14 protein-coding genes are annotated in these 14,619 nt (G+C 73.3%); 5 read left to right on the top strand and 9 right to left on the bottom strand.

What is annotated here, in order from left to right; all coding sequences use genetic code 11:
- Window positions 1-176: 176 nt before the first annotated feature.
- From ACFPIJ_RS22610 to ACFPIJ_RS22645, 8 genes are read right to left on the bottom strand one after another with little or no spacing between them, the layout of a single operon-like run.
- Entirely contained in the window at window positions 177-1,106 is a 930-nt protein-coding gene (locus tag ACFPIJ_RS22610) for a hypothetical protein (RefSeq protein WP_380117163.1), read from the bottom strand.
- Between the two features lie 8 nt (window positions 1,107-1,114).
- A complete protein-coding gene (locus tag ACFPIJ_RS22615; RefSeq protein WP_380117164.1) occupies window positions 1,115-2,200 on the bottom strand; it encodes a ring-opening amidohydrolase in 1,086 nt (361 codons plus the stop codon).
- A complete protein-coding gene (locus ACFPIJ_RS22620) occupies window positions 2,197-3,585 on the bottom strand; it encodes an amidase (protein ID WP_380117165.1) in 1,389 nt (462 codons plus the stop codon). Before ACFPIJ_RS22620 ends, ACFPIJ_RS22615 begins: the two co-directional genes overlap by 4 nt.
- Window positions 3,582-5,210, bottom strand: coding sequence for an ABC transporter substrate-binding protein (locus ACFPIJ_RS22625; RefSeq protein WP_380117166.1), 1,629 nt, complete (start codon window positions 5,208-5,210; stop codon window positions 3,582-3,584). Before ACFPIJ_RS22625 ends, ACFPIJ_RS22620 begins: the two co-directional genes overlap by 4 nt.
- Before the next feature lie 38 nt (window positions 5,211-5,248).
- The gene (locus tag ACFPIJ_RS22630; protein ID WP_380117167.1) at window positions 5,249-6,223 is read right to left on the bottom strand and encodes an oligopeptide/dipeptide ABC transporter ATP-binding protein; all 975 of its coding nucleotides are present in this window, start codon (window positions 6,221-6,223) and stop codon (window positions 5,249-5,251) included.
- Complete coding sequence (locus ACFPIJ_RS22635; RefSeq protein ID WP_380117168.1) at window positions 6,220-7,023, bottom strand: ABC transporter ATP-binding protein; 804 nt, start codon at window positions 7,021-7,023, stop codon at window positions 6,220-6,222. The genes ACFPIJ_RS22630 and ACFPIJ_RS22635 overlap by 4 nt, the downstream gene beginning before the upstream one ends.
- The gene (locus ACFPIJ_RS22640) at window positions 7,020-7,841 is read right to left on the bottom strand and encodes an ABC transporter permease (RefSeq protein ID WP_380117169.1); all 822 of its coding nucleotides are present in this window, start codon (window positions 7,839-7,841) and stop codon (window positions 7,020-7,022) included. Before ACFPIJ_RS22640 ends, ACFPIJ_RS22635 begins: the two co-directional genes overlap by 4 nt.
- Window positions 7,838-8,905, bottom strand: coding sequence for an ABC transporter permease (locus ACFPIJ_RS22645; RefSeq protein WP_380117170.1), 1,068 nt, complete (start codon window positions 8,903-8,905; stop codon window positions 7,838-7,840). The genes ACFPIJ_RS22640 and ACFPIJ_RS22645 overlap by 4 nt, the downstream gene beginning before the upstream one ends.
- 200 nt (window positions 8,906-9,105) lie before the next feature.
- On the opposite strand from ACFPIJ_RS22645, the gene ACFPIJ_RS22650 reads away from it, so the two are divergent.
- Genes ACFPIJ_RS22650 through ACFPIJ_RS22670 form a run of 5 tightly spaced genes read left to right on the top strand, consistent with a single transcriptional unit; the run spans window position 9,106 to window position 13,506 of the window.
- Window positions 9,106-10,002 carry an IclR family transcriptional regulator gene (locus ACFPIJ_RS22650; protein ID WP_380117171.1) on the top strand — a complete coding sequence of 299 codons (897 nt, stop codon included), beginning with the start codon at window positions 9,106-9,108 and terminating at the stop codon, window positions 10,000-10,002.
- Complete coding sequence (locus ACFPIJ_RS22655; protein WP_380117172.1) at window positions 9,999-10,568, top strand: hypothetical protein; 570 nt, start codon at window positions 9,999-10,001, stop codon at window positions 10,566-10,568. Before ACFPIJ_RS22650 ends, ACFPIJ_RS22655 begins: the two co-directional genes overlap by 4 nt.
- A 27-nt stretch (window positions 10,569-10,595) precedes the next feature.
- Window positions 10,596-10,970 (top strand): hypothetical protein, encoded by a 375-nt coding sequence (locus ACFPIJ_RS22660; protein WP_380117173.1) that lies wholly within the window; start codon window positions 10,596-10,598, stop codon window positions 10,968-10,970.
- The gene (locus ACFPIJ_RS22665) at window positions 10,967-12,241 is read left to right on the top strand and encodes a Zn-dependent hydrolase (protein WP_380117174.1); all 1,275 of its coding nucleotides are present in this window, start codon (window positions 10,967-10,969) and stop codon (window positions 12,239-12,241) included. Before ACFPIJ_RS22660 ends, ACFPIJ_RS22665 begins: the two co-directional genes overlap by 4 nt.
- The gene (locus ACFPIJ_RS22670) at window positions 12,238-13,506 is read left to right on the top strand and encodes a dihydroorotase (protein ID WP_380117175.1); all 1,269 of its coding nucleotides are present in this window, start codon (window positions 12,238-12,240) and stop codon (window positions 13,504-13,506) included. Before ACFPIJ_RS22665 ends, ACFPIJ_RS22670 begins: the two co-directional genes overlap by 4 nt.
- Before the next feature lie 98 nt (window positions 13,507-13,604).
- On the opposite strand, the gene ACFPIJ_RS22675 is transcribed toward ACFPIJ_RS22670, so the two are convergent.
- Window positions 13,605-14,531, bottom strand: a complete 927-nt coding sequence (locus ACFPIJ_RS22675) for an NAD-dependent epimerase/dehydratase family protein (RefSeq protein WP_380117176.1) — start codon at window positions 14,529-14,531, stop codon at window positions 13,605-13,607.
- Window positions 14,532-14,619: the final 88 nt, after the last annotated feature.

Raw genomic sequence — 14,619 nt, forward strand, 5'->3', positions numbered from 1 at the left:
CGTCGCCGTGGACTCGATCGCCGGGGCGGGCCCGGCACCGGCACCGCACGCAACCCCGGCGGAGCAGGGCCACGGCCACCCTCCCTCGAAGCTTCAGCACTCCGAAGGATCACGGGTGGCCGTACCCATGTCCTGCGACACGCCAGCTCCGGCCGGCAATCACGTCAACGGTCAGCTCAGGCGAGGCCGAGGCGTTGCACGACCAGGCAGGCGAGGGCCACGTCGCAGGCGGCCACGCCCTGCACCACGGCGAGGATGCGTTCGTCCGGGGTGGTGCGGCCCGGCACCTCGCCGTTGACGACGGCGGACAGGGTGCCGGTGAGCCGGGCGCGCAGCTCGGCCGGGGCGAGGCCGGTCCTGAGCCAACCGGCCACCGACCCCACCGTGCGGGCGAATCCGAGCTCGTCGACGTAGAACCGGTCGGACGCCAGCAGCACCCCGGCGGCGATCTCGGCTCCGCCGCCGAGACCGATGACGGCGCGGCGCGGCTCCAGGTGCCCGGCGTGGATCACGGGTTCGGTGGCGGAGGTCACCGCGATGATCACGTCGGCGCCGTCGGCGGCCTCGTCGACGCTGTCGTAGGCCGCGACCTTGACGCCGTCGGCGCAATGCCGGGCGGCGAAGTCGGCGGCCGCGTCGGCCCGGCGGCCGACCACTCGGATCTCCTCGACGGCGAAGCCGGCCGCGCACGCGGGGGGCACGAGGTCGGCGATGCGGCCGGTGCCCACGAGCGTGAGCACCCGGCTGTCCGGGCGGGCCAGCAGCCGCGCGGTGACCACCGCCGAGGCCGCGGTCCGCAGCCGGTGCAGCCAGGTCTCCTCGACCCGGGCGAGGGGCCGGCCGGACGCGGTGTCCAGCAGCAGGCACCAGCCGTTGCCGCCGCCCAAGTGTGATGGGATCACCCGGACACCGGCGGTCCCGTACCGGTCCAGGACGGCCCCCTTCAGCGCGAAGCCCCACGCGTCGTGGTCCAGGCGCATCAGCTCGGGATCGCTGAGCGACGCCCGCGCCGACCCGAGGTCGCCGTAGGTCTGCTCGACGATGTCGATGGCGTCCTGGGCGGAGACGGCATCGCGGGCCTGTGCGTCGGTGACGAGAGGCAACATGGGAATGTTCAGGCTCCTTCGGGCGCTGCGGGGCCGACGATCGCGACGCAGAGGCCGCCGCCGTCGGGCGCCTGGTGGACCGAGTTGGCCGAGATGAACATGCGGCCGGTGCCGAGCACCGATCCGGCGACGCCGCTCATCGTCGCCCGGGTGTGGGTGTCGGCGTCGATGCGGCTGGTGTGCACGGTGGTGCGGGCGCCGCGCAGCGCCCCGTCGTGCCGGTAGCCGGCCTTGACCAGCAGGGCCGCGACCCGGCTCGGATCGGCCACCCGGCCGCCGGCGAGCTCGGCGCCGGCGGCGGCGAGGACCCGGCGGACGCCGTCGGCGTCGAGGACGTCGGCGAGCAGGCCGGAGGCGATGCGCAGCGATCCGGTGGCGCCGGCCCGGTTGCCGAGCACCAGCACCTCCACGGCGGCCGCCTCGGAGCTGGAGAAGACCATGGTGCGGCGGGAGTACAGGTCGAGCTCGGCGCCGAACGCGGCTGGCACGACCCGCTCGCGGGCGACCTCCCCGAGCGCGACGGCCGACCCGAGCGCGCCGACAGCCTTGGCGTAGGCCGAGGTGACCCGGGCCGGTGGTGCGTCCGGGGCGGGCGGGTCGTGACTGACCAGCGGTGTCTTCACCACGGCCAGTTCGACCGCGTCGGCGGTGAGCCCGGCGTCGGCCATCGCATCCCGGACGGCCTGCTCGACGAGCTCGGCATGGGCCACGGTGCCGATCAGCGGGCCCGGGATCGGCCGGCTGCGCCCGACGCCGAGGGCCAGCGCCGGACCGGCGGGCTCATCGACAAGCGCGGGGCCCGGTTCGAGGTCGGCCATGAGGTAGCCGAACGGTGTCATCGCCCCCTCGCAGCCGGTCGAGTGCAGGAAGACGGTCCGGTCCAGCAGGGCGGTCCCGCCGTGCCGGGTCACCACCTCGCGAGCCTGGTAGGCGGCGTACTCACGGGAGAAGTCGTCGATCTGCGCGCTGCCCTCGGTTTTGACCACGAGGGCCAGCCGGCGGATGGTGGCCGCCTCGTGGCGGTGCAGCGCGGCGGTGAGGCCGTCGACGTCGCCGGGTCCGGCGGTGTCGAATGAGTCGATCACTACGGTCATGGTGTGTCCTTCGGTGGCGGGACGGGTCGGCGGTCGGCCCACGGGTAGGCCTGCTCGTACTGCGCGGCGAGGCGCAGCAGCAGCCGGTCGGCGCCGAACGCGGCGATGAGCTGGAACCCGATCGGCAGCCCGGCCGGCGACGGGGGGCCGGGCAGGCTGATCGCCGGGACGCCGGTCGCGTTGGCGATGCCGGTGAACACCCGCTGGTGCGGCGGGGCGAGCCGGTCGGCAGGCCAGGGCATCGCGCCGGCGACCGGGGTCAGCAGCAGGTCGGTGGTGCGGAAACAGTCGGCGAGCTCGAGGTACAGCCCGCGGAAGGCGGTGAGCGCGGCCACGTAGTCGACGGCGCTCAGCGACTCGCCGTGGGCGACCATCGGCGGGTATATGTCGGCGACGATGTCGCGCCAGCCGTCGTGGCCGCGCAGCAGCCAGGCCAGCCCCGCGGTGCCGACGGTGGGCCAGTGGGCGTCGAAGGTCGCCACGTCGTGCGGGGCCGGGCCGGCGTCGACCTGGTGCCCGAGGGCGCGCAGCCGGTCGGCCACGACGCCGACCGAGGCGGTGATCTCCGGGTCCACCGGGTGCTCGCCGAACTGCGGCACGTACCGGATCCGCAGCGATCGGTCCGGCCCGGCGGCCGCGGGCGTCAGGTGCGAGGCGCGGTCGCGCGGATCCGGTCCGGCGATCGCGTCCAGCAGCGCCTCGACGTCGGCCACGCTGCGCGCCAGCGGCGCCGCCACCTCGAAGTCGTGCAGGACGACGGGCAGCCCGTCCACCCGCGGCACCCGGCCGACCGAGGGCTTGAGGCCGACCAGCCCGCAGTAGCCGGCCGGCCAGCGGATCGACCCGCCGCCGTCGGTGCCCAGCGCGACCGGGCCCACGCCGGACGCGACCGCGGCCGCGCCGCCGCCGGTGGACGCGCCGGTCGTCAGCGCCGGATCCCACGGGTTGCGGGTGGTGCCGTGCAGTCGCGTGCTGACGTTGCCGCGGCCGAGGGTGAACTCCGAGACGTTGGTCTTGCCGAGGACGACCCAGCCGCGTTCGCGCAGCCGGGCCACGCACAGCTCGTCGCGCGGCGCGACCCGGCCCTCGAACACCCGGCTGCCCCACTCGCACGGCATGCCCGCGACCGGGATGTTGTCCTTGACCGTCAGCGGTACCCCGTCGTACGGGCTCAGCGGCTCGCCGCGGCGCCACCGCAGGGTGCTCTGTTCGGCCTGCGCGCGGGCGGCGTCGAACGCACGGTGGGCGAAGACGTTGAGGCGCCCGTCGACGCGGGCCGCGTGCTCGATGACGGACCCGACCACCTCGGCCGGGGTCGTCGACCCCTCGGCGTAGGCCGACGCGAGTGCTCGCGCCGACCTACGCCACAGTTCGGTGGAGGTCACGTCGTGGGCCGCAACGCCCAGTAGAGGATCACTGGCTCGGGTGTGAAGGCCAGGCCGGTCACCCCGGTGGCGCTGACCATGGTCCGGCCGGTGAGCACCAGCGGCAGGAAGCCGGCGTCCTGCGCGGCGAGCTGCTGGATCCGTTTGTACGCCTGGACCCGCTCGTCGCTCGGGGGCGCCATCGCGTGCCGCGCCTGCAGCGTGTCGACCTCGGCGATGCCGGTACGGGCGAAGTTGACCACGCCGCCGGTGACGCTCCACAGCTTGACCGGGGTCTTCGCGTCCTCGACGTACGTCGACAGGCTGAACAGCACCATGCCGTCGTCGGGCGCGCCGGGCGACTTGCTGGTCGCGCGGCCGATGATGAGCTTGAACATGGCCGCCGACGTCTGCGGCTCAAGCGTCACCTCGATGCCCAGCGGCTTGAGGGCCTCCTTGATCAGCTGGGCTTCGGTGGCGTAGGTGGGGTCCTCGCTGGGGTACCGCAGCTTCGTGCCGATCTTCGGGTTGCCCGCCTGTGCCATCAGGGCGGTGGCCGCAGCCTTGTCCCCGTAGGACTTCCAGGCCGGGTCGTAGCCCGGGGCGGCCGCCGCCACGTAGGAGTCGGCGCGGGTGGCCTGTCCGAAGTAGACGTTCTTGATGATGCCGTCGTAGGGCAGGGCGTGCGCCACCGCCTGCCGGACGCGCTGGTCGGCGAACGGCCCGGTGTCGGAGGCCAGCTGCAGGTAGACATAGCTGGACGTGGCTGCGTGCGCGACCCGGAACGCGTCGGCCTTCAGTGAGTTGGTGTCGTGGGGGCTGAGCCCGTACAGCGCCACGTTGACGCTCTTGCCCTTGAGCAGCGTCGCCACGTTGCCGTCGCTCACCACCCGCAGCGTCACCGTCTCGAACGCCGCCTTGTTGATGTCGTTGCCGGGCACGGCGGCCAGGTTGATGGTCTGGCCGACCTGGCGGCTCTTCACGAAGTACGGGCCGCTGCCGGCGGTGTTGTTCTTGAGCCACTCCTTGGCGATCGGGTCGTCCGCGGTGGCGTGGCTCTTGGCGACGGCCGAGTCCACGATCCCGTACCAGCAGGTGCGCAGCGTGGCCAGGTTGACGTCGCTGGCCTTGACGGGCGCGCCGGCGCTGTCGGTGTAGCGGATCGCGACGTGCGCGTCGTCCGGCGCGGTGATCTGCTCCGGCTTGAACACGCCGCTGTTGTTGAGCTCGACGGCACCGTTGAGCTTGAGTGCGCGCTGCAGCGACCAGACCACGTCCTTGGCCGTCAGCGGGTTGCCGCTCGGGTGGAACTTCAGGCCCGGGCGCAGCGTGAAGGTGATCGTGTCGGCGGCGAACGTCCACGACGCGGCCACCGCGGGCGTCGAGGTGAGGCCGTGTGACACGGCGTGGTCGCCGTCGGCGTCGAGCTGGTAGCCGACCAGGTTCTGGTAGACGTTCATGGCCAGCTCTTTGTCCTGGTCGGTCCGGGTGTCACCGGGGTCCATCGTGGACACGTCGCTGGGCCAGGCGGCCACCAGGCCGGTCGGCGCGGCGCTCGGCGTGTCCGTCTTGCCGGAGCACGCGGTCAGCAGGGGGACGAGCACGAGCGCGTACGCCAGGGGGCGGCGTAAGCGGGAACGGGTCATGGTATCGATCCTCTTCTCAGTGAGGGGTACCGGGATCGTCATCGCGGTTGCCGGTGCGTCACCGGACATGCGGCGAGGTGGTCGGGCCGGAACTCGACCAGGGAGGGTTGCCGCGTGGTACAGCTCGCCTCGGCGAGCGGGCAGCGCGACGCGAGCACGCAGCCCGGGTTGCGGTCGAAGGGGCTCGGAATCTCGCCGGTGAGGCGGATGGTGCGGTGGTGCCCGCCGTGCGCCGCAACGGGCGCAGCGTCGATGAGGGCCTGCGTGTACGGGTGTGCCGGATGCCGGAGCACCTCCGCGACCGGGCCGGTCTCGATCACCCTGCCGAGGTACATCACGGCCACGGTGTGCGCGATCCGACGCACGGTGTGCAGGTCGTGCGAGATGAGCAGGTAGGCGAGGTCGTTCTCGCGCTGCAGCCGGGCCAGCAGGTCGAGCACCACGCCGCGGGTGGAGGCGTCCAGCGACGCGGTCGGCTCGTCGAGGATGACGACCTTCGGCTCGACCGCGAGCGCCCGGGCGATGCCGACGCGTTGGCGCTGGCCGCCGGAGAGCGCGGCCGGCCGCCGTTCGAGGATCGCCTCGTCCAGCTCCACCGCCGCGAGCAGCTCCCGGATGCGGCGGGCCCGGTCGGCGGGGGAGCGGCGCAGGTGCAGCCGCATCGGCTCGTCCAGGATCTCGCGGACGCGCTGGCGCGGGTCCAGTGAGGAGCGCGGGTCCTGGAACACCATCTGGATGTCCTTGTAGATGTCGCGTCGGCGGCGGAACGCCGACAGCGGGCGGCCGTCGACCAGGACGGTGCCGGCGGTCGGCTCGACCAGCCGCAGGATGGACCGGGCCAGGGTCGACTTGCCCGAGCCGCTCTCGCCGACCACGGCCGACGTCCGGCCGGCGTGCAGCTCCAGGTCGACCCCGTCGACGGCGCGCAGGGTGCGCCGGGACCCCCGGCTGCGCACGGTGAACTCGGTGCGCAGCCCGGTGACGCTCAGCAGTGGCCGCAACGGATCGGTCATGCCATTCCCTCCGATTCCGTGTCCCGGTTGGCCGCGAGCAGGGCCCGCGCGTAGTCGGTGGCCGGGGCGGAGAAGAAGGTGGCCGCGTCGGCCTGCTCGACCACGCGCCCGCGCCGCATCACCACCACCCGGTCGCAGGCCTCGCCGACGAGGCCGAGGTCGTGGGTGACCAGGCAGGTGGTGAGGCCGGCCTCCTCGGTCAGCGCCACGATGAGCTCCATGACGTCGGCCTGCGTGGTGACGTCCAGGCCGGTGGTCGGCTCGTCGAGCAGCAGCAGCCGCGGCTCGCACAGCAGGGCCATGACGATCATCACGCGCTGCGCCATGCCGCCGGAGAACTCGTGCGGATACTGGGCCATCCGGCGGCGGGGCTCGGGGATCGCGACCCGGGCCAGGGTCTGCTCCACCAGCGCGGCCGCGTCCCGGCGGGAGAGCCCGCGGTGCAGCCGCGCCACGTCGCACAGCTGCCGCCCGACGGTGAGCACCGGGTTGAGCGACGCACGGGCGTCCTGGAAGACCATCGCGATCTGCGACCCGCGCAGGGCGCGGTAGCCGGCCTCGTCCAGACCCATCAGCTCCCGGCCGTCGAAGCGGATCGAGCCTTCGGTGACCAGGCCGGGCGGCTGCAGGCCGAGGATGGACAGTGCGGTCAGCGACTTGCCGCTGCCGGTCTCGCCGACGACGGCGGTGATGCCGCCGGCCGGCAGGTCGAACGACACGTCGTGCAGGACGGGGGTGTCGCCCGCCGGGGTGCGGAACACCCCGGTGAGCCCGCGCACCTCGAGCAGCGCCGCGCTCATCGCTCGTCCCGATCGACGATGCCGTCGCCCAGCAGGTAGAAGGCGGTCGACAGGAGCAGGATGCCGAGGCCGGGGAAGAGCGAGATCCAGTACTCGTCGGGGAAGTCGCGGCCGCCGGCGATCATCGAGCCCCATTCCGGGCTGCCGGGCTCGATGCCGACGCCGATGAAGCCGAGGCTGGACACGACGATCGCGACCCAGGCGGCGTTGACGGCGGCGTAGGACACCAGCGGGGTGAGGCTGTTGGGGACGAGATGCCGGGCGAGCACGCCGGCGCCGCTGTTGCCGGCGAGGATCGCGGCGTCGGCGAACTCCCAGCCGCGCCGGGCCTTCACCTCGGCGCGGATCAGCCGCAGGTAGCCGGGCAGGCCCACGAAGGCCACCACGACGATGACGTTGACCAGTCCGTTGCCCAGGGCCGCGACCAGGAGCATGGCCAGCAGGAGGGCCGGGAACGACTGCAGGACCTCGGTGACGCGCATGATGAGCCAGTCGGTCCAGCCACCCCAGTACCCGGCGACGGCGCCGAGCACGCCGCCGAGGGCGAAGGCGAGGGCCACCGCGACCACGGTCAGCCAGACGTCGGTCGCGGTCGCGGCCAGGGTCATCGAGAACACGTCGGCGCCGGCCTGGTCGGTGCCGAACCAGTGCCGGGCACCGGGTGCCACGAACGGGTCCCCGACGCCGGGGGTGTTCGGGTCGTACGGCGTCCACAGCCGGCCGACGAGCGCGGCGACGAGCAGCAGCAGCATCAGCGCCGCACCCAGCCGGGCGGACATCGGATGGTGCCGCCACCAGCGGCTCGGTGCGGCGCTCATGAGCGCGTCCTCGGGTCGGCGGCGGCGTAGGCGAGGTCGACCAACGCGTAGAGCACGACGTAGACGACCGCGGCGTAGAGCACGAAACCCTGCAGGGCCGGGAAGTCGGACTGCTGCACGGCGACCAGGGCGTACTGCCCGATGCCCGGCCAGCCGAAGACGCCCTCGACCAGCACGGCGCCGGTGAACGCGAACGCGACGCCGTTGGCGATCATGGTGATCACCGGCAGGAGCGCGTTGCGCAGGGCGTGAGCGGTCAGCACCCGGCGGTGCGGGAACCCGTACGCGGTGGCGGTGCGCACGTAGTCGCTGCGCAGCGCCTCCACCATGCCGGAGCGGGCCACCCGCGTGATCGGTGCGAAGATCCCGCAGGCCAGCACGGCCACCGGCAGCACCAGCTGGGCCGCCGCGAGGCCGGCCGTCTGCGTGTCGCCGGCCAGGAGCGCGTCGAGCACGTAGGAGCCGGTCACGGTCGGCGGCGGGTCGACGCCGGCGGGAAGCCGCCCGATCGGGCCGGGCAGGATCCCGAGGCTGACGAAGAACAGCGAGAGCAGCATCAGGCCGAGCCAGAACGGCGGCATGGCCAGGGCGGCCACGGTGACGACGCGGACGGCGTGGTCGGCGAGCCGGCCTCGGCGCAGTGCGGCGACGATGCCCAGGCCGGTGCCGAGCACGACGCCGATGATCAGGGCCGGCACGGCCAGCTCCAGCGTGGCCGGGAACCGGTCGAGCAGGTCGCTGCTGACGGGCTGGTTGGTGCCGAACGAGGTGCCCAGGTCGCCGCGGGCGAGGTGGCCGAGGTAGATGCCGTACTGGCTGACGATCGAGCCGTCCAGCCCGAGCTCGGTGCGCACCGCGTCGCGGACCTCGGTGCCGGCCCCGGGCGGGACGAGCAGGCCGATCGGGTCGGGTGCGACGACCCGCACGACGAGGAAGGTGAAGGTGACCACGCCCCAGATCACGAGCAGGGCACCGCCGAGCTTCCGGCCGGCGAGCAGCGCCACCGCCGCCAGTCGCGCGGCGGTGGGTTCGGCAGTGGGTTGGGCGGTGACTGTGCCAACCAAGCCGGACCTCCTCAAACTCTGTTTCCGTCTGGCGGAAACTGCATTTCCAGCTTTGATCGGGCAAGTATTGGAACGTCCCGCGCGGCTGTCAAGAGGGGCCATTGACAAGCCAGTACAGTGGCTTCAATACTTCGGACCTCGCGGAAACAACGATTTCGTGTGGCGGAAACATGCGCGACACGAGGGATGGGGAACGGCTGATGGGCAAGACTGGCGAGGAGAAGCCGATGCATGTCGTCGTGCGTGCGCTTGCCGTGCTCAATCACCTCTCGAGCTACCGGCAGGGACTGACACTGCAGCAGCTGCACCAGCAGCTGGAGATCCCGGTCGGAAGCATGCACCGGCTGCTGGGCACCCTGGAGCACGAAGGCTTCGTCAGCCGGTCGCCGACCACGAAGCGGTACGTGCTCGGCGCCAACGCGGTCAAGCTCGGCCACAGCGACGACTACGAGCCGTTCCTGATTCAGCCGCCGGCGGCGTTGCTGGAGGCGGAGCGGCTGCTCGGCGAGAGCGTCATCCTCACCCAGCTCATCGACGGGCGGGTCGTGGCCGTCTCCATCGCCGGCACGAAACGGCCGTTGCGCCTGTTCGTCCGCCTCGGCCAGGAGGTCCCGCTGCACGCCGCGGCCTCGGCCCGGGCGATCCTTGCCTACCAGGACCCGGCCCTCGCCGAGGCGCTGCTCTCGTCGTTTCCGCGACCGTCGTTCACGGCCGGCACGGTGCGCGAGCTGAACCGGATCATCGACCACCTGGCACTGATCCGCGAGCGCGGGTTCGACGTCTGCGACAACGAGCTCGACGAAGGCGTGTGGGCCGTGTCCGTGCCTGTCCACAGTGGACCGTCCGGCCGGGTCAGCACCGCGGTGACCGTCTGCGCCGCGTGGTCGCGGGTGGCCGATCCGGCCGAGCGTGCGGCCGCGGCCCGGGTGGTGCTCGACACCGCGCAGCGGATCTCCCGGGAACAGGGCTACGACAAGCCGTTCGCGACCGACCCGGACGTGGCCGAGCTGACCGACCTGTTCGCCGGCGACGCCGCGGCGACCGGCCTGCCCGCCGGTCGTGCGCCGCGGGTGCCCCAGGCCCGGGCCGAGTCGTGAGCCCGTTCACCCTGGCCGCGCTGGACCGGTCCCCGGCCGAGCTCGCCGCCGAGCTGGCGGCCGACCTCTGGGCGACGAGCACCGGCTCCGTGGACGCGGCGGCCCGGTGGCTGTCCCGACCGGCGCTGCTGCGCCGACTGGCGGAAGGGCTGGCCGGGCATGTCCCCGCGACCGCCGACCGGATCGCGGCCGGCGGGCCGGGCGCCGCGGCGCTGGGCGCGGCCGTGTCCCTGTGGACCGGGCTGCCCTTCGTCGCGTTCCCCGGCACAGTCGCAACTCCCGCCGGGTCTGGTGCGCTCCCCGCCGGGTCTGGCGAACCGGAGCGCGGCTCGTGCGTGCCGGACCTCGGCGAGCTCGACCGGGGTGACCGGGTGGTGGTCGTCGCACTGAACGGGGCGGCGGCTCGGGACCTGGTGCCACGGTTGCGCGCGGACGGGGTGGTGATCGCCGCAGTTGCCGTCGTCGTCGCCGAGGAGCCCGGTGTCGCCGGTGTCGCCGGTGTCGCCGAGGAGCCCGGTGCCATGGCGCTCGTGCGCCGCGGCCCGCACGGCTTTGTCCCAGCCTGACAGCTCGTACGTGACAGGAGGAGTCTCATGCCCATGACCAACCGGGCCGATCCGTCCAATGTGGAACTCGCCGGCGCGGCACTGGCGGAGGTCGCAGCGCAGTACCGTCCGACGTCGGTGGTGAGCTGGTCGGCCACGCTCGACGTGCTGCTCGCCCACGTGGTGGCCCGGGAGCTCGGGATCCCCCGCCTGGAGGCGGACCTCGACCTGGGCCGGCTGCTGCTGGACGGCCACGACCCGTCCGACGGGCTGAGCGCCGAGCGGGTGGTCCTCGTCGCCGACGCGATCACCACCGACCGGCCGCTCGAGCCGCTCATCGCCGCGGTGGCGGGCGGCGGTGGGCGGGTCGTCGCGGTCTGCTCGGCCCGCGACGGCGTCAGGACGGCGGACCACACGCCATGACGCCGCCGACCGCTCTCGACGCGGCCGCACTGGACACTGTGGACAGTGGCCGGATCGCGGCGCACCTGGACCGGTTCGCGCGGCTGACCGAGGCCGGCGAGGGCTGCACCCGGCTCGCGTACACCCCGCTGGAACGGGAGGCGCACGCCGTCTTCGCCGCCCACATGAGCGGCCTGGGCCTGCTCGTACACACGGATCCGGCCGGAAACACGATTGCCGAACTGCCCGGCGAGGACGCCGCCCTCGGCGCCCTCGGCACGGGTTCGCATCTGGACACCGTCCCGCACGGCGGCGGGCTCGACGGGATCGCCGGGGTGGCCGCGGCGATGGAGATCGCGGAGGTGGTGACCCGCCGGGCTTCGGCGCGCCGGCGGACGTGGCGCTTCGTCGCCTTCGCCGCCGAGGAGGGCGCCCGGTTCGGTCAGGCCTGCAACGGCAGCCGGATGGTCGCCGGTCTCACCGTCCGGGCCGACCTGGACCGGCTCGCCGACTGCGACGGCCGCACCATGGCCGAGGCAATGTCCGCCGTCGGGCTGACCCCGGACCGCATCGACGAGGCCCGTTGGGAACCCGAGGACTGGCACGCGTTCGTGGAGCTGCACATCGAGCAGGGCGAGGTCCTGCAGTCGCGTGACGCCGACATCGGCGTGGTCGACCTGATCTCCGGCAGCACCCGGCTGCGGGTCGCCGTGCACGGCCGGGCCACCCACTCCGGCGGCACGCCGATGCACCTGCGCCACGACGCGCTCGTGGTCGCCGCGGAGTGCGTGACGCTGGGCGACCGGCTGGCGCGCGACGCACGGCACCACGGCACCCGGGTCACCGTCGGGCGGCTCGAGGTCGAGCCCGGCTCGATCACCACGATCCCCGGCGCGGTCGACTTCTCCGTCGACGTCCGCGACGTGGACACCGTCCGGCAGCGCGACGTGGCCCGGCGGCTGGCCGCCGAGTTCGACCGGATCGCCCGGTCACACGGCACGAGCGTGCGGGTCGACGTGCTGGCCGACACCTCTCCGGTGCTGCTGTCCGCCGCGCTCGCCGGACGTGTCCGCGACTCGTGCGCCGCGCTCGGCCTGTCCTACCGGGTGCTGCCCAGCGGCGCCAGCCACGATGCCCAGCAGGTCAACCGGATCACCCCGGCCGCGCTCGTCTTCGTGCCCAGCCGGGACGGCGTGAGCCACGCGCCGCAGGAGTACACCACGCCGGCCCAGATCGCCGCCGGCACGCGGGTCGTGCTGCAGACGTTGCTCCGCCTGGACGCCGACGCGTGACCGCGCCGCGTGAAATGCGCCTGGCCGGCGTCGTCGTCGCGGGCCGCCCGGGCCTCGCCGACGTGCACGTCCATGGCGCCCGGATCGAGGCCGTCACACCCGTCGCCGGCGCTCCCGGCCCGGACACCGACGTGGTCCTGCCCGGCCTGGTCGACCTGCACACCCACCTGCGGCAGCCGGGCGGTGAGGAGGCCGAGACCATCGACTCGGGCACCCGGGCGGCGGCCGCAGGCGGCTTCACCGACGTCTTCGCGATGGCCAACACCTCGCCGGTCACCGACACCGTCGACCGCGTCGAGCGGGTGCGCGACTGGGCCCGCACGGCCTCGGCCCGGGTCCACCCGGTCGCCGCAGCGACCATCGGCCTCGCCGGCCACGACCTGGTGGACGTGGACCGCCTCGCCGACGCCGGCGTCACCGTGTTCTCCGACGACGGCCGCTGCGTCGACGACGCCGCCCTCGTCCTGGCCCTGCTGCGTGCGGCCGCCCGCCACGGCACCGTCTTCGCGCAGCACGCCCAGAGCGGCTCGATCGTCCGCGACGGCGTGGTGAACGCCCGCGTGGCCGCCACCCTCGGCGTGCCCGGCTGGCCGGCCGAGGGCGAGCAGGCCGTCATCGGCCGCGACCTCGCCCTGGCCGCCGCGACCGGCGGTCACCTGCACGTCTGTCACGTCTCCACCGCCGGCGCCGTGGACCTGGTCCGCGCGGCCCGGCGCGCCGGCCTTCCGGTGACCGCCGAGGTCACCCCCCACCACCTCGTGCTGACCGACGCGGATGCGGTGCGGCACGGCCCCGCGCTGAAGGTGAACCCGCCGCTGCGCGCCGCCCACGACGTCCATGCGGTCCGCGCCGCGCTGCTCGACGGCACCATCGACATCGTCGCCACCGACCACGCGCCGCACCCCGCCCGCACCAAGACCGGCTCGTGGCAGGACGCCGCGTTCGGCCTCACCGCCCTGGAGACCGCCCTCGCAGTCACCGCCGAGGTCTGCACGTCCGGCACCACCGTCGACTGGGCGACGGTCGCACGCGTGCTGTCGACCCGCCCGGCCGAGATCGGCCGCATCGACGGCCAGGCAGGCCGCCCGATCGTGGCCGGCGGCCCGGCCACCTTCTGCGTCGTGCGCCGCGCCCCGTGGCGCGTCGACCCGGCCGACGGGTTCAGCCGGTCGTCGAACACCCCCTTCACGGCCCGGCAGTTTCAGCACCGGGTGGTCCTCACCGTCCTGGACGGTCGAATCACCCACGACTCCCGGGATCGGTGAGCTTGGAAGCGACGGGCATCGCGGGCAGACCGGGTCGGCGGTCGTTGTCCCGAAATCAGGCCACGACGTCGCCGAATGGCGCTACCGCCGGACGCCGGCTACGCATGTGGTGAGAAGGCTTTCACTGTCTCGGCGAGGACGTCGTCTATCGGGGTTGCCGACAACCCGAACGTCTGCTCCGTCACGGTGGAGTCCAGGAGATCCGGGTTGTCCAGTGAGTACATCATTTCGATGACTTCGGCCATGATGGGACTGGTCTGACCGATGGCGGCCAGTTCTGCGGTGGACATCGGCTGCAGGTCAGGTGCGGGGGCGCCGGCGATTTCCGTCAGGCGAACGGTGAGGTCACGAACCGAGATCATGGCGGTGGAGGGCACATGCCAGGCCCGCCCCCAGGATCGGTCGTCCTGTGTGACCGCCATCAGGGTTCGCGCGACGTCTCCGAGGTAGGACCACGTCTTGGGAACGTCCAGGTCGCCGGGGAATGCGGCCGGCTCGCCTGCGAGAACCAGCGGTGGCACCGTGAAGTTGTAGAGTGATCCCGCTCCGGCGCCCAGGAACGCGGAGGCCCGCACCTCGGTGACGCGTGCCCGTCCGGCTTGGTGGGAGGCGAGGGCGTCCGACCACATCTGTGCCCGTACCTTGCCCTTCACCGAGACGGGCGCCATGGGCAGGTCTTCTGTGAAGCGCCCGTTGACCTGTCCGTAGCCGTAGGTGTTGCCCATCATCACGTAGCCGGCGCCGGTGCGTTCGGCGGCCGTGAGCAGCGCCGCGGCGAGTGTTGGGAACTCCGCCGGCCAGCGGTCGTACGGCGGCATCGCCGTGTTGATCAAGCTTGCTGCCCCCCGGGTCAGCGCCGTCAACCGGTCGGCGTCGCTGGCGTCCGCGGCAACCCGCTCGATCAGCGGGTGCTGCGGCCCGCTGCCTCGGCGGCTGATCAGCCGGACGTTCTCACCAGCCTCGGCCAGCAGCAGGGCGGTGGGGCTTCCAGTGCCTCCAGCGCCGGTTATCACGTGCAACGACATGGTCTTCCTCCAAAGCGGAGCCGCCGAGGTGGCGGGCTCGTCCCCAATCTGCTCGTCATGGCGGGCGTAGGGTAGTGGCTCGAATGCC

Source organism: Dactylosporangium cerinum (assembly GCF_042653625.1).
GTDB classification, from domain to species: domain Bacteria; phylum Actinomycetota; class Actinomycetes; order Mycobacteriales; family Micromonosporaceae; genus Dactylosporangium; species Dactylosporangium cerinum.